The organism is Chiayiivirga flava (genome assembly GCF_014202825.1).
Taxonomy (GTDB): domain Bacteria; phylum Pseudomonadota; class Gammaproteobacteria; order Xanthomonadales; family Xanthomonadaceae; genus Chiayiivirga; species Chiayiivirga flava.
Window position 1 is genome coordinate 107,777 of sequence record NZ_JACHHP010000006.1, and the last position, 19,166, is coordinate 126,942.

The 19,166-nt window shown below is 70.4% G+C and carries 13 protein-coding genes; 4 read left to right on the forward strand and 9 right to left on the reverse strand.

Annotated features, from left to right (window positions below; genetic code table 11):
- Nucleotides 1–10: 10 nt before the first annotated feature.
- The 5 genes from HNQ52_RS14910 to HNQ52_RS14930 form a co-directional block, all read right to left on the reverse strand.
- The gene (locus tag HNQ52_RS14910; protein WP_183961976.1) at nucleotides 11–1,360 is read right to left on the reverse strand and encodes a GTP-binding protein; all 1,350 of its coding nucleotides are present in this window, start codon (nucleotides 1,358–1,360) and stop codon (nucleotides 11–13) included.
- Between the two features lie 498 nt (nucleotides 1,361–1,858).
- Nucleotides 1,859–2,416 carry a YceI family protein gene (locus HNQ52_RS14915; protein ID WP_183961977.1) on the reverse strand — a complete coding sequence of 186 codons (558 nt, stop codon included), beginning with the start codon at nucleotides 2,414–2,416 and terminating at the stop codon, nucleotides 1,859–1,861.
- Nucleotides 2,413–2,991 (reverse strand): cytochrome b, encoded by a 579-nt coding sequence (locus tag HNQ52_RS14920; protein WP_183961978.1) that lies wholly within the window; start codon nucleotides 2,989–2,991, stop codon nucleotides 2,413–2,415. The genes HNQ52_RS14915 and HNQ52_RS14920 overlap by 4 nt, the downstream gene beginning before the upstream one ends.
- Nucleotides 2,988–3,668 (reverse strand): YceI family protein, encoded by a 681-nt coding sequence (locus HNQ52_RS14925; RefSeq protein WP_183961979.1) that lies wholly within the window; start codon nucleotides 3,666–3,668, stop codon nucleotides 2,988–2,990. Before HNQ52_RS14925 ends, HNQ52_RS14920 begins: the two co-directional genes overlap by 4 nt.
- Entirely contained in the window at nucleotides 3,665–5,164 is a 1,500-nt protein-coding gene (locus tag HNQ52_RS14930) for an Era-like GTP-binding protein (RefSeq protein ID WP_183961980.1), read from the reverse strand. Before HNQ52_RS14930 ends, HNQ52_RS14925 begins: the two co-directional genes overlap by 4 nt.
- A gap of 168 nt (nucleotides 5,165–5,332) precedes the next feature.
- On the opposite strand from HNQ52_RS14930, the gene HNQ52_RS14935 reads away from it, so the two are divergent.
- On the forward strand, nucleotides 5,333–8,902 hold the full coding sequence (locus HNQ52_RS14935; protein ID WP_183961981.1) for a hybrid sensor histidine kinase/response regulator: 3,570 nt from the start codon (nucleotides 5,333–5,335) through the stop codon (nucleotides 8,900–8,902).
- Between the two features lie 15 nt (nucleotides 8,903–8,917).
- Here the strand turns inward: HNQ52_RS14935 and oxyR are convergent, their stop codons facing one another.
- Nucleotides 8,918–9,874 carry a DNA-binding transcriptional regulator OxyR gene (oxyR, locus tag HNQ52_RS14940; RefSeq protein ID WP_183961982.1) on the reverse strand — a complete coding sequence of 319 codons (957 nt, stop codon included), beginning with the start codon at nucleotides 9,872–9,874 and terminating at the stop codon, nucleotides 8,918–8,920.
- A gap of 772 nt (nucleotides 9,875–10,646) precedes the next feature.
- Between oxyR and HNQ52_RS14945 the strand changes: the two genes are divergently transcribed.
- The 3 genes from HNQ52_RS14945 to HNQ52_RS14955 all read left to right on the forward strand — a co-directional run bounded on the left by HNQ52_RS14945 (nucleotide 10,647) and on the right by HNQ52_RS14955 (nucleotide 16,582).
- Nucleotides 10,647–12,362 carry a DUF1800 domain-containing protein gene (locus HNQ52_RS14945; protein ID WP_183961983.1) on the forward strand — a complete coding sequence of 572 codons (1,716 nt, stop codon included), beginning with the start codon at nucleotides 10,647–10,649 and terminating at the stop codon, nucleotides 12,360–12,362.
- An 18-nt stretch (nucleotides 12,363–12,380) separates the two neighbouring features.
- Entirely contained in the window at nucleotides 12,381–13,799 is a 1,419-nt protein-coding gene (locus HNQ52_RS14950; RefSeq protein ID WP_183961984.1) for a DUF1501 domain-containing protein, read from the forward strand.
- Between the two features lie 89 nt (nucleotides 13,800–13,888).
- Complete coding sequence (locus HNQ52_RS14955; RefSeq protein WP_183961985.1) at nucleotides 13,889–16,582, forward strand: M1 family metallopeptidase; 2,694 nt, start codon at nucleotides 13,889–13,891, stop codon at nucleotides 16,580–16,582.
- Between the two features lie 39 nt (nucleotides 16,583–16,621).
- Here the strand turns inward: HNQ52_RS14955 and HNQ52_RS14960 are convergent, their stop codons facing one another.
- Genes HNQ52_RS14960 through purM form a run of 3 tightly spaced genes read right to left on the reverse strand, consistent with a single transcriptional unit; the run spans nucleotide 16,622 to nucleotide 19,049 of the window.
- Nucleotides 16,622–17,332, reverse strand: a complete 711-nt coding sequence (locus HNQ52_RS14960) for a DUF3108 domain-containing protein (RefSeq protein WP_183961986.1) — start codon at nucleotides 17,330–17,332, stop codon at nucleotides 16,622–16,624.
- Nucleotides 17,329–18,033, reverse strand: coding sequence for a phosphoribosylglycinamide formyltransferase (gene purN / locus HNQ52_RS14965; protein ID WP_183961987.1), 705 nt, complete (start codon nucleotides 18,031–18,033; stop codon nucleotides 17,329–17,331). The genes HNQ52_RS14960 and purN overlap by 4 nt, the downstream gene beginning before the upstream one ends.
- The gene (purM, locus tag HNQ52_RS14970) at nucleotides 18,033–19,049 is read right to left on the reverse strand and encodes a phosphoribosylformylglycinamidine cyclo-ligase (protein ID WP_246387876.1); all 1,017 of its coding nucleotides are present in this window, start codon (nucleotides 19,047–19,049) and stop codon (nucleotides 18,033–18,035) included. The genes purN and purM overlap by 1 nt, the downstream gene beginning before the upstream one ends.
- Between the last annotated feature and the right edge of the window lie 117 nt (nucleotides 19,050–19,166).

Here is a 19,166-nt window from a genome sequence, read left to right on the forward strand (position 1 = left end):
CAACAGGCTGCTAGGGCTGGTCGCGCAACCTGGCGAGGATCTCCGCGCGCGCTTCGCGCAGCACCGAATCGCGGTCGAGATCGGCGACGATGTCCTGCACCACGCGCTTGGGTCCGAGCTCGCCCCAGCTCTTGCCCTGCGCGAGGTAGCGCTCCGCGGCACGTGCGATGAGCAGGGTGGCATACCACGCCAGTGCACCCTGCGCACCGGCGGTGACGAGGGTCGAGAGTCCCGCGCTCGCGCCCTTGAGCGCGGACGCCACCAGATGCACGCCCCAGATCGCACCCATCAGCGCGGCGAGCTGCGCGGCGATCGTGGCGATGAGGCGCCCGGCCTCGCTGCGCGACAGCGGCAGGCCGTAGATGCGCGACAGGTGCATCACGAGCGCCACGTCCAGCGCGGCGGCGGCGAGCAGATCGGCGACCGGGATCGGATTGAGCGCAACGGCCACGCCCTTGGCGAGGCAGTAGCTGCGCGTCACGCGCTCGGCGAGTTCGCGGCGCAGCGTGGTGAGCCGCCTGCAGGCCTCGTCCGACAGCCGGCCCGCGAACACTGCGGCGTTGAGCGCGGCGAGCGTTTTTCCCTCGGCATCGAGGATCGCGAAGATGCGATCCTGCAGCGCGGCGACATCGATCGGGCGCTCGCGCAGCAGCTCGCGCTCGCTGCCGTCGGGCTGCACCTGCAGCACGCGCTCGGCGCTCGGCAGCGCCATCACCTCGACGATGTTTTCCGGCCGCACGCTGCCGCGCGCGTGCTCGACCAGGCGCGCGCGCAGCTCCGCGCGCTGGGTGGCGGTGTAGCGGTCGGCCTTGTTGAGTGCGAGCACGATCGGGCGCTGCGTGGCCGACAGCGTCTTCAGCGCGTCGACTTCGACCGACGTCATGTCGCCATCGACCACGAACAGCACCAGATCGCTGCGGCCGGCAACATCGAAGGCGAGCTTCTCGCGCTGCTCGCCGGAGAGTTCGTTGATGCCGGGCGTGTCGATGAGGTGCACGCCGTCGGCGGCCGCCTCCTGCCAGCGCAGCAGGTTGGCCTGCGTGGTGGTGCCGTGCAGCACGCCAACGTCGAACGCGCGCTGGCCGAGCAGCGCGTTCAGCAGCGCCGACTTGCCGACGCTGACGCGACCGAACACGGCCAGATGGATGTGGCCGTGCTCGATCTTGTCGAGCATCGATTCGACCTGTGCGTAGTCGGCCGCAAGCGAGTCGCGCACGGCGGCAGGGATGGAGGGGTCGTCGAGCAGCGCGCGGAGGCTGCCGGCGGCCTGGTCGAGATGGTTGGTGCCGGTCGCGGTGTGCGCTGCGTCCGTGCCGCGCAGGCGCGCGGTGAGCTTGCGCCAGCGGTCACGCAGGGACATGTGGGAGTGCCGTTGCTGTCGGAATTGCCGCGGGGTGGTGCGGCGGGTGAACAGGGTTACGCGGAACTGCCGCGGGATCACGCGGGATGGTCGGCGTTGTCGAATTCGGTCGACGGTGCAAGCCCGGACCCTCGCAGCAAGCCCTCTCGCCGAGGAAGAGGGGCTTCAGCATTTCGTGGTCTCGAATGCTTGTCGGATGTCGCGTATCTGTTCCAGTCAATGACGCTGCCCCTCTCCCTGCGGGAGAGGGGTTGGGGTGAGGGTTCGGGATCAACGCAGCGTCCGAGGCTCGCGCGAACCATGCCAAGCGCATGAGGTTGGCGCCGTTGCTGCTGCCGGCGTGGACGGCGTGCGCGCAGAATCGGTAGCACGTGACGGCCGTCTTGAGCGACGCCCAGAGCCTCGCGTTGCCCGGACCCTCACCCCAACCCCTCTCCCGGCGGGAGAGGGGCGATACGCCGGGGCTGGCTGAAACGCGGACGTCCTGCACGATGTCGACTACTTCGCAGTCAACTGCAGCGTGGTCTTCACCACCACCTCGTGCGTGATCGTGGTGTCGTCGGCCCAGTCGCCGGTGCCGACGTTGAACTGGGTGCGGTCGAGGATGGTCTCGCCGGCGAGCGTCGCCTTCGTCGCGTCGGCTGTCCAAGTGAACATCAGGGCGACCGGCTTGCTGACGCCGTTGAGTTCCAGCGTGCCGTTGGCAGTGAACTTGCCGGGTGCGCTGGCGATGAATTCGGCGGCCTTGAAGCGCGCCTGCGGCTGCGTTTCGGTGTTGAAGAATTCGGCGGTCTGCAGGGTCTCGTCGCGGTCGGCGTTGCCGCTGTCGGCACTGGTCAGGTCGATGCTCACGTCGAACGACGAGCCGGCGAGGTCGGCCGGATCGAAGACGATCGTCGCCTCGAATGTCCTGAAGGTGCCGGTGAACGGTTCGCCGTCGGCGCTCGCGGCAAAGGTGAGCGTGGAGGCGGTCGGGTCGGTGGTCCACGCGGTGGCCGCGAAGGCCGGGAGCGGGGCGCCGAGCAGCAGCACGGCAAGGGCGGTTCGAAGGTTCATGCGGCAGGGTCCCGTGGCTTGGGTTCGAAGGAGGCGGGCAGCATCCGCACGAGGGTGCGGTCGCGCACGACGAAGTGGTGATACAGCGCTGCGCCGATGTGCGCGGCCAGCAGCGCGAGCAGGATCCAGATGCCGGTCTCGTGCATGTCGTGCGCGAGGCCGCGCAGGTCGCGGTCCGGTGCGGCGAGCTTGGGCACGGTGAACAGGCCGAACCAGGTGAGCGCGCGCAGACCGCTCGCCGAATCGTACAGCCAGCCCGAGATCGGCATCAGGAACGCCATCGCGTAGATCGCCCAGTGGGTGAGCCTTGCGATCCATTCCTGCCATGTCGGCGTGCCCGGCACCGGGCGCGGCGCACCGGCCCACAGCCGCCAGCCGAGCCGCACGAGCATCAGCGCGAGCACGGTGAGGCCGGTGGACTTGTGCAGGTCGAACACCCAGAAATACTTCGGGCTTTTTGGCACTTCGTCGAGCAGGAAGCCGAGCACGGCCATGCCGAGGATCAGCACGGCGATGGTCCAGTGCAGGGCCTGGCTGACCCAGCCCCAGCGTTGGTCGGTGTTGCGCAGTGTCATGCGGGCTCCGTGGCGGTGTGCGGGGAGGACGTGGCGGGATTGTCGTCGCTTTCGTCGCGGGTTGCGCGCTTGCGCGATGCCTCGACCTCGATGCGCAACTCGACGGCATCGCCTACCGTGCGCAGGTTGTCGTCCATGCCGAAGTCCGACCGTTTCAGCGTGGCGGTGGCGGAGAAGCCGGCCGTCGTGCGCAAGGTCAGCGGGTTGCGGCCATGCCGGTTGAGCGTGACGTCGAGCGACAGCGGCAGCGTGGTGCCGCGCAGGGTGAGGTTGCCGTGCACGCGGGCCGTGGTGTCGCCGGTGGGCTCGACGGCGGTCGAAACGAAGCGCGCCTGGGCATGGTCGTCGAGATCGAAATAGTCGCGCTTGAACATGCGCTCGCGCCATTTCGCGTCGCCCAGGTCCAGGCTCGCAATGTCGACGGTCACATCCACGCGCGCGCTGCGCCAGTCGTCGGGATCGAACCACAGGCTGCCGCTCGGGTGCGAGAAGGTGCCGAGCGATTTCGAGAAGCCCAGATGGTCGATCGCGAAGACGATGCGCGTGTGCACCGGGTCGAGTTCGTAGTGCTGCGGCTTTGCGAATGCGCCGGCGGCGGCCAGCAGGCAGGGCAGTGCCATCACGCGAAGCCGGCGGCCGCGGCGTGTGCGATGCTCGGTGCGACGATGGGCAGTCATGGGATCTGGTCCGTGGATCGGGTGGGGTTGCGCATGCCGTCGAGCGCGATCTGCGCGATGGCGAGCAGGCGTTCGCGCGCCGGCTGCGCGAGGGTTTCGCGGAAGGCTTCGAGGGTGGCGTCGCGGTCGAGTGCGTGGGTGTGCGCGAGCGTCGCGGCCAGCGCGCGGCCGAGGCTGTCGAAGATCAGGCCGTACGCCACCGCGTGCAGCAGGCCGCCGCCGAGCGTGCCGACCCCCGGAAAGGCCTTGAGTCCGTTGCCGACCACCGCGAGCGTGATCGAGGTGCTGGTGCGTGCGAGGCTGCCCGCGCGCGCAAGCAGATCGTCGACATCCACCTCGCGCGCCTTGAGCTCGTGCAGCGCGCACAGCTCGCGCGTGAGTGCGGTGGCGAGTGCGCCCTGGATCACGAGGTCGGTGCCGGGCGCGACGGCCGCGAGCGCGCCGAGCACCGCACGCCGCGTGTACTTATTGACGATGGCGATGCTGCGCTGCTCGCGCAGCGCGCGTTCGCCGTCGGCGAGGTCGGCGTCCACACGCGCCAGCAGCGCCGCCTCGCGGCCGGGTTCGAGCATGGCCAGGTCGGCGCGTGCGATGCGCTGCAGTTCGCGCTGCAGCAGGTCGATCTGCGCCGCCGCCTCGCGTTGCACGAGCTCGCGGCGGCCATCGGGCCATTCGCGCGACACCTGCTCCTGGTGGCCGGCGCTCACCGGCACGATGCGCGCGCCGAGCGCGCCGTACCGGTCGCGCAGCGTCTGCAGCAACGCGGCGCGCTCGTCGTCGCGGTAGCGGTCGGACTTGTTGAGCGCGAGGATCAGCGGACGGCCGTAGTGCGCCAGCGCACGCAGTTCGCCGTCCTGGCTGCGTGTCAGGTCGCCATCGGCCACGTACACGAGCGCATGCGAACGCGCGGCCTCGGCGCGCGCGAGCGAGGCGTGTTCCATGTCGCCCGCCTCGCCGATGCCGGGCACGTCGGCCACCACCAGCCCGGCGCCGTCCGGCAGCACACCGCGCTGGCGTTGCACGGCCGTGGTGGTGCCGCCGACCACGCCCACCGCACTCGTCGCGTCCGGTGCGAGTGCGCGCAGCAGGCTGCTCTTGCCGCTGGAGATGTCGCCGAAAAGCGCGACGTCGAGCGTGGCGGCCGCGCGGCGGCGATCGAGCTCGGCCAGTTCGTCGCGCGCGATGCGCGCAGGCGCCACGTCCGGTTCGAGCCGCGCGATGCGCTGCTCGATGGCGTTGCGGTCCAGCGGCTGCGCGCGCGGCGCGCGGGCCGCGCGCGGGCGCAGCAGCCGCCACACGCCCCAGCCGGCGCCGAGGCCGAGCGCCGCGAGCAGGGCGAGGAAACCGTAGCGCATCCACGCAGGCATCGCGTCGAGTCGCTGCCAGATGGCGAGAGCGGCATCGGTGGCCTGCAGCAGCGTCATCAGCAGCATCGCCACGCCCACGACGATCGCAAGCGCGAGCAGCACACGGAGCGGTTGACTGGGTCGGGCCATGAGCCTCGCTGCGGCGGTGGGGCGTATGTGGCCCTAGTCTAGGCAATAACGTGCGGCAGGGCGCACCGGTGTGCTGCGCCACGCTGCGGGGGATGCGACGATGCGGCGCGCACCGTGCAACGGGGCCGGGCGCGACGCATCGGGACGATTCGGACAGGAGTGGCAACGATGAGGCAAGGCATCGCCGCGTGGATGGCCGGGCTCGGCCTGCTGCTGTGCGGCGCGGTGCAGGCGCTGCCCGCGCTGCCGCAGGCGCCGCTGTTCGACGTGGTCGGCACCGAGGACGGCCTGCCGTCGCGCACGGTGAACAAGCTCGCGCAGGACCGCGCCGGCTACCTGTGGGTCGGCACGGCCGATGGTCTGGCGCGCTACGACGGCGTCGCGTTCCGCCTCTACCAGCACGATCCGGACGACCCCGCGTCGCTGCCGGGCAACGTGGTGGAGACGCTGCACGTGGATGCGCAGGATCGCGTCTGGATCGGCGTGGAAGGCCACGGCATCAGCCTGCTCGGCGCGGACCGCGGCGGTTTCCGCCATTTCCGCGCCGCCGACGACGCGCGCTTCGCGCTGGCCGACGTGTGGGCCATTGCCTCGGCGCCGGACGGCACCCTGTGGTTCGGCGGCTACGGCGGCGGGCTCTACCGCTACGTGCCGGACAGCGATGCGGTGACCATCTTCCGTCACGATGCCGCCGATGCCGCGAGCCTCGCCGCGGATCACGTTCTCGCGCTGGGGTTCGATGCTGCCGGCGTGTTGTGGATCGGCACCAGCGCGGGCCTGCAGCGGTTCGAGGACGATGCGTTCGTCACCGTGCCGTCGCCGCAGGCGGGCACCGCGGCGATGGTGCTCAGCCTCGCGAACGATGCGGGTGGTGCGCTGTGGATCGGCACGCGCGCCGGGCTCGATCGCTTCGACGGCCAGCGTCGCCTGCCGGTGGCCGCGCCGGCCGGGGCGCAGCTGCAGGCCGGCGTGACCGCGCTGCTGCGCGACCGGCGCGGCAGCCTGTGGCTGGGCACGCGCAGCGGCGTGAGTCTGGCCGACGCACCCGGCGCCGCGCCGCGCGCGGTGTGGGGCGCGGGCCAGCCGTTCGGCACGGTGCGGCCGGTGTCGGTGTTCGATGTGCTCGAAGACCACGAGGGCGGTCTGTGGTTCGCCGCACCCGGCATCGGCCTGCTGCACGTGCCGCCGCGCTGGCGCAATTTTTCCGCGCTGCGCAGGGGCCCGTCTGCGGCCGGTGGCCTCGGTGCCGACCGCATCCGTGGCGCGAGCGAAGCCGACGATGGCAGCCTGTGGTTTGTCGCGGACGAGGGCCTGCTCGAACGCGTGGACACGGCCGGCCGGGTCGAACGCCATCTGGCCACGCCGCAGACCGCGCTGCCCAATCCCGTGCTGCGCTCTGTGCTCGCCGCGGGCGATGCGGTGTGGATCGGTTACCAGGACGGCCTGACGCGGTACGAGCCCGCCAGCGGCGCGCTGCACCACTGGCCCGCCGACGGCAGCGCCGACGCGCCGCCGGGCGGCACGATCGACCTGATGCAGCGCGCACCGGACGGCACGCTGTGGCTCGCCATCAACGGCGGCGGCCTGCAGCAGCGCGACAGCGCCGGGCGGGTGCTCGGCACGTGGCTCGCCGGTCCCGACACGGGCGTGCCTGCGCCGGACACCGAGGACATCGCGTTCGGCCCCGACGGCGCGACGTGGATCAGCGGCGAGGCCGGCCTGCATCGTTTCGACGCCGGCGAACGGCGCTTCGAGCGTGTCGCGGGCTCGCCCCAGCAGCGCGTGTTCGGCTTTGCGTTCGCGCCCGACGGCACGGTGTGGACGCAACGCCTCGGTGCGCTGGAACAGTTCGAACTGCGGCAGGGATTCCTGCACCTGCTGCGGCGTGTGGACGCGAAGGACGGCTTCGCCGCGCTCGAGGTCGGCGGCCTGGTCATCGATCCGGCCGGCAGCCTGTGGATGACGAGCGCGCGCGGCCTCTGGCACTACGTGCCGGGCAGCGGAACCCTGCGTCGCTACGGCGTGCGCGACGGGCTGGCCAACCAGGAATTCTCCAGCAACCCGCCGCTGCGGCTGCGCGACGGCGGCATCGTCGCGCCGACGATGGAGGGTGTGGTCCTGTTCGAGCCGCGGCGCATCGAGTCCGACACCGCCCCGCCGCGCCTTTCGATCGAGCGCATCGACGTGCGCCGCGACGGCGCGGTGTTGCCGCTGGATCCCGCCGCGCCCGCCGCGTTGCGCCACGACGACCGCGAACTGCACGTGCAGGCGCGGCTGTTTTCCTTCGTCGATCCGCAGGCCAACCGCTACCGCTTCCGCCTGCTCGGCTACGAGCGCGACTGGATCGAGGTCGGTGCCAGCGGCGAACGCGTGTTCTCGCAGCTGCCCACCGGCGAGTACGTGCTGCAGGTGGAGGGTGCGAATGCGGACGGCGTGTGGTCGGCGTCGCCGCTGCAGGTGCCGGTGCGCGTGCTGCCGGCGTGGTGGGCCACGGGCTGGGCGTGGTTCGGCTACGTCGCCGCGGCGGCGCTGTTGCTGCTCGCACTGGCGTGGCTCTACCGTCGCCGCGTCGCTCGTCGCCACGCGGCCGAGCTTGCCGACCAGCAGCGTCGCCTCGCGCTGCAGGCATCGGACGCGAAAACCACCTTCCTCGCCACGATGGGGCACGAGATCCGCACCCCGATGACCGGCGTGCTCGGCATGACGGAACTGCTGCTGCGCACACCGCTGGACGCGCGCCAGCGCGACTACGCCGATGCGATCCAGCGCTCGGGCGAGCTGATGCTGCGCCTGGTCAACGATGCGCTGGATCTGGCGCGCATCGAGGCCGGCAAGCTCGAACTCGCGCGCGAGCGCGTCGATCTGCATCTGCTCGTGCGCGATGTCGCCGATCTGCTGCGCGCGCTGGCCGAGCGCAAATCGCTGGCGCTGCGCGTCGACATCGATGCGGATGCGCCGCGCTTCGTCGACGGCGATCCGCTGCGCCTGCGCCAGATCCTGCTCAACCTGGGCAACAACGCGATCAAGTTCACCGAACGCGGCGGTGTGGACATCGCGCTGCGCGCCGCCGACGCGCCCTGCACCGTGGCGCTGGTGGTGCGCGACTCGGGTCCGGGCCTGGACGCCGAACAATGCGCGCGCCTGTTCCGTCGCTTCGAGCAGGCCGACGGCGCGGCCACCGCGCAGCGCTACGGCGGCAGCGGCCTGGGCCTTGCGATCTGCCAGGAACTCGCCGCCGCGATGGGGGGGCGCATCGACGTCACAAGCGCGCCGGGCGAGGGCTGCACCTTCCGCGTGCGCTTGCCGCTCGCGCCGGCGGCAGACGCACCGGCGCCCGCGCCCGCGGCGGGTGCGCCCGCCGCCGCGCCGGCGCAGCCCGCAGCGGCCCGCACGATCCTACTGGTGGAAGACGACGCCACCGTCGCCGCGGTCGTCCGCGGCCTGCTCGACGCCCTCGGCCACACCGTGATCCACGCGTCGCACGGCCTCGCCGCGCTCACCGAGCTCGACCTGCACCCGATCGATCTTGCGTTCCTGGACCTCGATCTGCCGGGCATCGACGGTCTCGACCTCGCGCGCCTGCTCCGCGCCCGCGGCCACACCGTTCCGCTGATCGCGCTCACCGCGCGCGCCGACCCGCAGGCCGAGCCGATGGCACACGCGGCGGGCATGACGGCGTTCCTGCGCAAGCCGGTCAGCGCGGCGCAGCTCGAGCGCGCGATCGCGTCCTGCACCTGAGCGGCAGGCGCCCGCTCAGTCCGCACGCACGCCGGCGGACGGCCGTCGCCGCCGTGCCGGCGGTGCCGGGTCCGGTGCGAGCAGCACCGGCGTCAGCGTCTGCAGCACGCGTGCGAGTTTTTCGAGGAAGTCGCCCATCGCCGAACTCTTGCGCCACACCATCGCGATCTGGCGGCTGGGTTGCGAATCGGAGAAATGCAGCAGATGAATGTCGGTGGAGCGTGGCACCGGCGGCTGCACCGCCAGCATCGGCAGCAGCGTGATGCCGACGCCGGACGCCACCATCTGGCGCAGGGTTTCGAGGCTGGTGGCGCGGAAGCCGGACTTTTCGCCGGCACCGGCCATGTGGCACACGTCGAGCGCCTGATCGCGCAGGCAGTGGCCATCCTCGAGCAGCAGCAAGCTTTCGCTGGCAAGTTCGTCGAGGGCGAGCGCGTCGCGCTTCGCGAAGGGGTGCGAGCGCGGCACGGCCAGCAGGAACGGCTCCTCGAACAGGAACTCGACGTGCAACCGGTCGTCGTGCAGCGGCAGCGCGAGGATGCCGGCATCGAGCCGGCCTTCGCGCAGCTGGCGCAGGATCTCTTCGGTTTTCTCCTCGACCAGCAGCAGTTCCAGGCGCGGAAACCGGGCGCGGATCGGTGGCACCACGTGCGGCAGCAGGTAGGGGCCGAGGGTGGGAAAGATGCCCAGGCGCACGCTGCCGGCTTCGGGGTCGGTGCTGCGGCGCGCGGTTTCCTTCAGTTGCTCGACGTCGGCAAGGATGCGCCGCGCGCGGTCGGCCACGTCGCGGCCGACAGGGGTCAGCATCACGCGGCGCGGGGCGCGTTCGATCAGGGTCACGCCCAGTTCTTCTTCGAGCTTGCGGATCTGGGTCGACAGCGTGGGCTGGCTGACGAACGTGGCCTCGGCCGCGCGACCGAAGTGGCGATGGTCGGCCAGCGCGACGAGGTAGCGGAGATCGCGCAGATTCATCGATATCTCCAGTTCGATCGAAAAATCCTATCACGGTGCGCAGCTGCCGTCCGGGTTGGGGAGGTGGATGGGGGTGCATCTGTTCGTGGTTCGTGCGTGGGCGTTCGTTACGGAGGTTCAGGAAAACATCGCCCCCTTCCGCCTGCCGGCACCTTCCCCCGCTCGCGGGAGAAGGGATTTCTCCGTTTTGCGCTGTCGCGACCTGCACGGTGACGGCATCCGAAGGCGTTCATCGAAGCCGCCCTGTCTCCCACATGCGGGAAAATGACGGCCTCCGAACGCGTACAACGAAGCAGTGCTTCTCCATAAGCGGAGAAAATGACAGCATCCGAAAGGATTCAACGAAGCGGTCCTTCTCCATGCGGAGAACATGACAGCATCCGAAAGGGTGCAACGAAGCAGTCCTTCTCCCGCATGCGGGGGAAGGTGCCGGCAGGCGGAAGGGGGGCGCCTGCACGCCTCGCGACCACTGCGTCGAACGTCGTTACCTCATGCGCAGCACACTTGCGCGCGAGGCGAAAAATGTCGCGATACTCCGCGGGACAGCGTTTCCCCCAAGGCAAGCCCGGCGCGTGACATTGCTGTACTGTCCACACCGCGCCGGGGCGCGGACGCCGACCACCGCAGCACGGGGAGCGGTGGCGGACGCGCAGTGGCCTGAACGACGGAGCGGACGATGCGCGAAACAGTTCGACGATCGGGCGCGTGGCGCCGCGTCTTCGTGGCGTGCGCTGCGTGCCCGTTGGCGGTCGCAGTCGCCCATGCCGGCCCGTTGCCGGCGATTTTCGCCAGCGGCTTCGAACGCAGCATCGACCGCCCCGACAGCGATGCCGAGGCCGCGCGTTTCCTCGACCAGGCCACATTCGGCGGCCGTCTCGACGACATCGCGCACCTGCGCGAGGTGGGCTACGACGCGTGGCTCGACGCGCAGTTCGCCGCCGGCATGTCGCTGCAGGCGCCGTTTCTCGACTACATCGCCACGCTGCCCGCGGGCGAGAACGGCGTCTACCAGGGCCAGCGTCTGGAAGCCTGGCTCATCCACGCCGCGCAGACGCCGGATCCGAGCAACCCGCTGCTGACGCACGACGACCAGCTGCGTCAGCGCGTCGCGTTCGCGTTGTCGGAGCTGATGGTGGTGTCCGACCGCAACGCCGCGCTCACCTTCCAGCCGTGGGCGCTCGCGCACTACAACGACACGCTCGCCACCCATGCCTTCGGCAACTATCGCGAGCTGCTCGAAGCGGTGACCCTGCACCCGGCGATGGGCCGTTTCCTCAGCATGCTCGGCAACCGCAAATCCGACGCCGCGCTCAACATCCGGCCCGACGAGAACTACGCGCGCGAAGTGCTGCAGCTGTTCTCGATCGGCCTGCAGCTGCTGCATCCGGACGGCACGCCGGTGTTGGTCGGCGGCCATCCGGTGCCGACCTACGACCAGAACGTCGTGCGCGGTTTCGCCCACGTCTTCACCGGCTGGAACTTCGCCGGCTGCACCGTCGCCGACTACGGCGACTGCGCGCCCGGCAATCCGGACGAACCGCCGTGGCGGCAACCGATGCAGCCGGTGGAAGCGTTCCACGACACGAGCGAGGACAAGTTGCTGCTCGACTACACGCCGCAGACACCGGGCGGCCACATCGTGCTGGCCGCCGGCGGCGACGCGCGCGAGGAACTGGAGTTCGCGCTCGACACCATCTTCCACCATCCCAACGTCGGTCCGTTCGTTGCGAAGCATCTGATCCAGCGCCTGGTCACGAGCAACCCGTCGCCGGCCTACGTGCAGCGCATCGCCGCCGTATTCGACGACGACGGCAGCGGCGAGCGCGGCGATCTGGGCGCCGTGGTGCGGGCGCTGCTGCTCGACGACGAAGCCCGCACCGGCCATCTGGACGCGCCCGATACCTTCGGCAAGATGCGCGAGCCGATCCTGAAGATCGTGCGGCTGTGGCGCGCCACCGATGCGCGCTCGGTCAACGGCCGCGTGTTCCGCTACAGCTTTCCCGACGATTACGGCCAGCTGCCGCTGAGCGCGCCGTCGGTGTTCAATTTCTTCAAGCCGACGTTCGCGCAGCCGGGCGAGATCCGCGATGCGGGATTGGTGTCGCCGGAGTTCCAGATCGCCACCGACACGCAGCTGGTGTCGGCGCCGAATGCGTTGGGGTTTCGCCTGTTCCTGTTCTACGTCGGCAGCCGCTACAGCTATGCGTGGGAGAACGGTGCGCCGGTGCCGAGCGAGATGCTGTCGGACTACGCCGCGCTGAAATCGCTGGCGTCCGATCCGGCGGCGCTCGTCGACCGGCTCGATCTGCTGCTGCTGTCGGGCGGCATGTCGGACTACATGCGCGACCTGCTGATCGCGCGACTCGACGGCACGCCGCCCGACAGCATTCCCGGGCAGGACGGCGGTGCGCCCGACGTATTGTTGTGGCGGGTGCAGCAGGCGCTGTACCTGATCCTGACGTCGCCCGAATTCGCCATCCAGAAATAGCGCACGGACATCGCCGCCATGCTCCGACACGTGAACCGTCGCACCTTCCTGCGCCGCGCCATCCACTCCGCGCTCGGCGGTGCCGGGTTGTATGGCGCGCTCGGCAACCTGCAGCTCGTCGCCGCCGCCACGCGCGTACGGGGCGGTGTCTTTCCGGACTACAAGGCGCTGGTCTGCGTCTACCTGTTCGGCGGCAACGACAGCTTCAATACCGTGGTGCCGCACAGCGCACCGCACTACGCGCAGTATGCGGTATCGCGTCCGGCGCTGGCGCTGTCGTCGGCCCAGGCGGCGATGCTGCCGCTGACGCCGCAGCCTGCGCAGGGTGGCTTGCCGGGCGGGCCGGCGCGCGATCGCGACGGCGCCATCGTCGGCTGCAGTCTGCATCCGGGCATGGACGGGCTGCGTGCACTGTTCGACAACCGGCATGCGGCCATCGTCGCCAATGTCGGCACGCTGCTCGGGCCGATCACGCAGGCCGGCTACCAGGGCAATGCGCCGCGCCCGCCGCAACTGTTCTCGCACGAGGACCAGACCAATTTCTGGCAGACCTCGCGTCCGGACGACGCCAATGCCGATGGCTGGGGCGGACGCATCGCCGATCTGCTCCACACCGGCAATCCCGGCACGCAGCTGCCGATGACGATCTCGCTCTCGGGGCAGGCGCTGTTCCAGCGCGGTGCGAGTGTCGACCAGTACGTGATGGGTGCGTACGGCGTGCCGCCGATCGACTATCTCGGCGACTACCAGAACGAACTGGGCGTGCAGACGTTCCATGCGCTGCACGCGGACGGCACGCAGGCGCACATGTTCGAGCGCGCCTACGCCGGCGCGACGCGGCGCGCGATCGACACCTACCGGACGGTCAACGCCGCGCTCGCCGGAGCGCCGGTGCCGGCGGGGTTTCCCGACACGTACCTGGGTGCGCAGCTGCGCCAGGTGGCGCGCCTGATCGGCGTGCGCGATGCGCTCGGCATGCGTCGCCAGGTGTTCTACGTGAGCCTCGGCGGCTTCGATACGCACGACAGCCAGATCGAGGTGCATCCGGGCCTGCTCGCCGATCTCTCGCAATCGCTCGCCGCCTTCCACGCGGCGACCGTCACGCTCGGCGTGGCGCAGCAGGTGACCGCGTTCACCGCGTCGGATTTCGGCCGCACCGTGTCGACCAACGGCGACGGCACCGATCATGGCTGGGGCGGGCACCATTTCGTCGTCGGCGGCGCGGTGCGCGGCGGACGTTTCTACGGCACGCTGCCGTCGCTTGCGCAGTCCGGAAATCCGGACGATGCCGGCTACGGGCAGATCATCCCGACGCTCGGCGTCGACCAGTATGCCGCCACGCTGGCGACGTGGTTCGGCGTCGGCGCGAGCGAACTGGCCGACTTGTTCCCGGCCCTGGGCGAGTACGACAGCAGCGATCTGGGTTTCATGCTCTGAGCCGCGAAATCGGCCTGGGCATCGCGTCGAAGCGTGCTTCGGGTCGCGGCGCGACGGCTATGCTGTTGCGTCGAAACCGGGAGATCGTCATGCGCCGTGCCGCTGCAGTGTTGCTGTCGTTGTGTCTTGCCATAGCGGTGCACGCTTCGGACGCCGTGTCCGAGGTGCCGCTCGGTCCGCTGCCGCGCAGCGTGGTGCCGGAACGGTATGCGCTGGAACTGCGCCTGGATGCAGACGCCGAGGATTTTTCCGGCAAGGTCGCGATCGACGTGGCGGTGAACGACGCGGTCGATACGCTCTGGCTGCACGGCCGCAACCTCGAGATCGACAGCGCCACGCTGACCACCGCCGACGGCGAGACGCTGCCGCTCAAGGCCAGCGTGGCGCACGCCGAGGCCGGGGTGCTGAAACTCGTCGCGCCCACCACACTCGCACCCGGCAAGGCCCGCATCACGCTGACGTACCGTGCGAAGTACGACCTGCAACTGCAGGGCGCGTACCGGGTCAAGGTCGGCGACGACGCGTACGTGGTCACCCAGATGGAGCCGCTCGGCGCACGCAATGCCTTTCCCGCGTTCGACGAGCCGGCGTTCAAGACACCGTGGGACGTGAGCCTGGTCGTGCCCGACGGCCAGACCGCGGTCGCGAACACCGCGCAGATCGGCATCGACAAGGTGCAGGACGGCTGGAAGAAACTGCGCTTTGCCACAACCGAACGCTTGCCGACCTACCTGATCGCATTCGCCGTCGGGCCGTGGGACATCGTCGAATGGCAGGACATCCCGCCCAATGCCGTGCGCGCCGAGCCGCTGACGCTGCGCGGCATCGCGCCCAAAGGCCGCGGCGCGGAACTGCGCTACGCGCTCGAACACACCGCCGCCCAGGTCGCGGCGCTGGAAGACTTCTTCGCGCTGCCGTATCCGTTCGACAAGCTCGACATCCTCGCCGCACCCGATTTCAGCTTCGGCGCGATGGAGAACGCCGGGCTCATCGTCTACCGCGAGAGCCTGCTGCTCGGTGTCGACACCGCACCCACGGCGCTTCGCCAGGCGTACTGGGCCACGCACACGCACGAACTTTCGCACCAGTGGTTCGGCAATCTGGTCACGATGCCGTGGTGGGACGACCTGTGGCTCAACGAGTCGTTCGCGTCGTGGATGGAGGCGCGCATCCTGCGCGAGCTCAAGCCGGAGTTCCACGTCGAGCGCGAGCTGCTCGAAGGCGGACTGCACGCGATGACCGAGGACAGCCTCGCCACCGCGCGCCGCATCCACGAGCCGGTGCACGACTACACCACGGTGCAATCGGCGTTCGACGGCATCACCTACGCCAAGGGCGCGGCGGTGCTTTCGATGTTCGAGAACTATCTGGGGCCGCAGCGTTTCCGCGATGCGATCCGGCTGCACATGCGCAAGTTCGCGCGCGGCAGCGCGACGAGCGGCGACCTGATGCGCACGATCGCCGCGCACAGCGACGATGCCTCGCGCGTGCAGCAGGCCTTCGCCAGTTTCACCGACCAGCCAGGCGTGCCGATGCTGCGCGCGCAGCTGCATTGCAAGGCGGATCGCGCCACGCTGGCGCTCACGCAGACGCGGTATCTGCCGCTCGGGTCCACCGCCAGCGCCGACGTGCGCTGGGGTCTCCCGGTGTGCGTGCGCTACGCGGCCGGCAGCGGGACGCGTCGCCAGTGCACCTTGCTGACCGAGGCAAGCGGCGACATGGTGCTCGAGGCAGACGCCTGTCCGGCCTGGGTGCATCCGAATGCGGAGGGTGCGGGCTATTACCGTTTCGCGCTGGCGGCCCAAGACCAGAAGGCGCTCGCGGCGGCGTTTGCGTCGCTCGATGCCGGCGAACAGCGCGTGTTTGCCGACTCGCTCGCTGCGGCCTGGGGCAGCGGCCTGTTGTCTACCGACGGCTTCCTCGCGGCGCTGCCGATGCTTTCGAAGGCGCAGGATCGCCTGGTCTCGGTGCCGCGCCAGGGCACGCTGACGTGGATGCGCGACCATCTGCCGGTGGACGACGCGCAGCGCGACGCGTTCGATCGATGGGTGGTCGCGATCTACCGGCCGCGCCTGGACGCGCTCGGGCTCGACCCCGCGCCGGGCGAAGACGACGAACGCAGCCTGCTGCGACAGGATCTGATCAACCTGCTGGCGCCGCTGCCGCCGGCGCGGGAACTGCGCGACGCGCTCGCCCGGCGCGGGCGTGCAGTGCTCGGCGTCGATGGCGACGGTGCCCTGCGCCCGGACGCCGCGCCCGCCGACCAGCGTGGCATGGCGCTGCAACTCGCGGCCGAACTCGGCGGCGTGCGCGAGTTCGATGCGATCGAGCGGCACCTGGCGGCGACCGAGGATGCGCGACTGCGGCGCGAGCTGCTGTATGCGCTCGGCAGTGCGCGTATGCCGGCGCTGGTGGAGCGTGCGCGTGCGATTGCGCTCGGCGACGGCCTGCGCGCCGGCGAAACGGCGTCGATTCCGCTCACCCAGATGGAGATGCCGGATCTGCGCGACGGCACGCGCACGTGGATGCGGACGAATTTCGAGACGCTGTTCGCGAAGATGCCGGCGGTGTGGGCGCCGCATCTGCCCGGCTTCGAGGCCAGTGGCCTGTGCAGCGCCGGCGACGCGGACGCATTGCACGCGCAGTACGCGACGCGCATGAAGGACGTCGAAGGCGGAGCCTTGGCGTTGGCGCAGGCAGTCGAGGGCATCCGCCTGTGCGCGGCGCGGCTGGCGCACCACCGCGCGGCCGGATTCGGCGCGGCCCTCAACGCCGATTCCTGAGTCCTGGCAGCGCGCGCCGGTGCAGCGGCGCGCTGCGTATCAGCGCTCGATCGACACCAGGCGCATGTCGAAACTGTCGCCGTCGGCTTCGGTCTGCAGCACGCGCACCGGCACGAAGCCCTGCTCGATCCCGAGCCAGCTCGTCGTCGTGCGGCCACGGCCGTCCTTGCGTTCGCGGTCGACGCGCACCGCGGCCAGGTTGCCACCCGGCGTCGGGACGGATTCGCGCGGGCCGACGACGAAGTCCTGCGGACCCAGTTCGTCGCGATCGACCACGGTGTACGAAAGCCTGCCGGTTTTGCCGCGCGCCACGTCGCGGCTCAATGCCAGGCTCACCGCCTGGCGGTCGAGCACGCCGGCCTGCAGGTCGAAGCCGAATTCGCGATCGCGGTCGCGGCTGACGATGCGTTTGTTCGCGTGGTCGAAACGCACGCTGCGCTTGCGCGTTTTCCACCCCGCGGACTGGGTGTAGGTGTAGTCGAGCGTTTCGATGGCATCGTCGCGCACGTCGACAACCGACCGCTCGCGGATTTCGACGCCGGCAAGGCTTGCGAGGCCGCGCGTGCCTTCGGTGACGCTGGTCAGCTGCCAGTGGCCGCGGCCGTCGGGTTCGAGCGTGACGGTGCCGGTGCCGAGCGGTTTTCCGTTGCGCATCACTTCGTAGTGCGCGACGTAGGGCGTGAGCGTCGCGGCGTGCGCGGCCGCACCCGCCGTCGCCGCCGCGAGGGCCAGCAGGCAGCGCGCGATCATGCCGCCGGCGCCGCGTGCAGGCGATCGTCCGCGCCCAGTTGCAGCGGGGCGGACAGCGGCGAGCGATCCAGGCGCACGTGCCCGCCGTCGCAGTCGATGCGTCCGTCGGCGATCAGCGCCACGCTGCGCACCAGCAGCGCGTGCTCGCGCGCCAGCACGCGCTGCGAGAGCGCCGCGGCGTCGTCGTCCGGCAGCACCGGCACGCGCGCCTGCGCGATGACTGGGCCGGCGTCGAGCGCGGGAATGACGAAATGCACGCTCGCACCGTGTTCGGTGGCGCCGTCGGCGAGCGCGCGGGCGTGGGTGTCGAGGCCGGGATACTGCGGCAGCAGCGAAGGATGGATGTTGATCATGCGTCCGAGATGGCGGCGCACGGCCGCGGAGGAAATCAGACGCATGTATCCCGCACAGACGATGAGATGCGGCTGAACGTGGTCGACGGCGGCGAACAGTGCGGCGTCGAAGGCGGCGCGCCGGGCGAAGCCGGCCGGCGCGAGCGACGTTGCGCGAATGCCCGCGCGGCGCGCACGTTCGAGCACGGGTGCCTCGGCCCGGTCGGAGAACACGCCGACGATGTCGATCGCCAGATCGCCGGCGTCGCGCGCATCGACGAGCGCCTGCAGGTTGCTGCCGCGGCCGGACGCGAGCACCGCCACGCGCAGCGCGGACGCCGCACGCGGATGCGGACCGCGCGCGTGCATCAACCGATGCGCACGCGCTCGCCGCCGGCGTGCGCGACCACCCGGCCGATGCTCCAGTGCGGCAGGCCGTGCGCGAGCAACGCCGCGCCGACGGTCGGCGCATCCTCCGGCGACACCACCAGCACGAAGCCGATGCCGCAGTTGAAGGTGCGCCACATCTCGTGCGGCGCCACCGCGCCTTCGCGCTGCAGCCAGTCGAACACCGGCGGCAGCGTCCATGCCGAGGTGTCGATGTCCAGCCCCAGGCCTGCGGGCACGACGCGGATGATGTTTTCGGTGAGACCGCCGCCGGTGATGTGCGCCATCGCGTGGATGTCGTGCGCGGCCAGCAGCGCCAGGATCGGCTTCACGTACAGGCGCGTCGGCTCCATCAGCGCGTCGATCAGCGTGGTGTCGCCGAGATCGACATCGCCCGGGCGTCCGGCGCGGTCGAAGATGCGGCGGATCAGCGAATAGCCGTTCGAATGCGGACCGCTGGACGCGATGCCGAGCAGCACGTCGCCGGCACGCACGCGGCTGCCGTCGATGATCTTCGATTTTTCCACCGCACCGACGGTGAAGCCGGCGAGGTCGTATTCGCCGGGCGGGTACATGTCCGGCATCTCGGCCGTTTCGCCGCCGATGAGTGCGCAGCCTGCCAGTTCGCAGCCGCGCGCGATGCCACCCACCACCGCCACGGTCGTTTCCACATCGAGCTTGCCGGTGGCGAAGTAGTCGAGGAAAAACAGCGGTTCGGCGCCCTGCACGAGCACGTCGTTGACGCACATGCCGACGAGGTCGATGCCGATGGTGTCGTGGCGATTGAGCTGCTGCGCGAGCTTGAGCTTGGTGCCGACGCCGTCGGTGCCGGACACCAGAACCGGCTCGCGGTATTTGTTCGACAGGTCGAACAGCGCGCCGAAGCCGCCGAGGCCACCCATCACCTCGGGGCGGAAACTGCGCTGCACCAGCGGCTTGATGCGCTCGACCACGGCGTTGCCCGCGTCGATGTCGACCCCGGCATCGCGGTAGGTCAGGGGAGGGGTGGAGGCGGTCACGAAGCTGCCCGGTTCGGCTGCGGGGGGCGAATTGTAGCGTGCAGGCGCGGCCCGGGGGTCCGCCGCATGGACGCGTCGGCGACGCATGCGGCACCA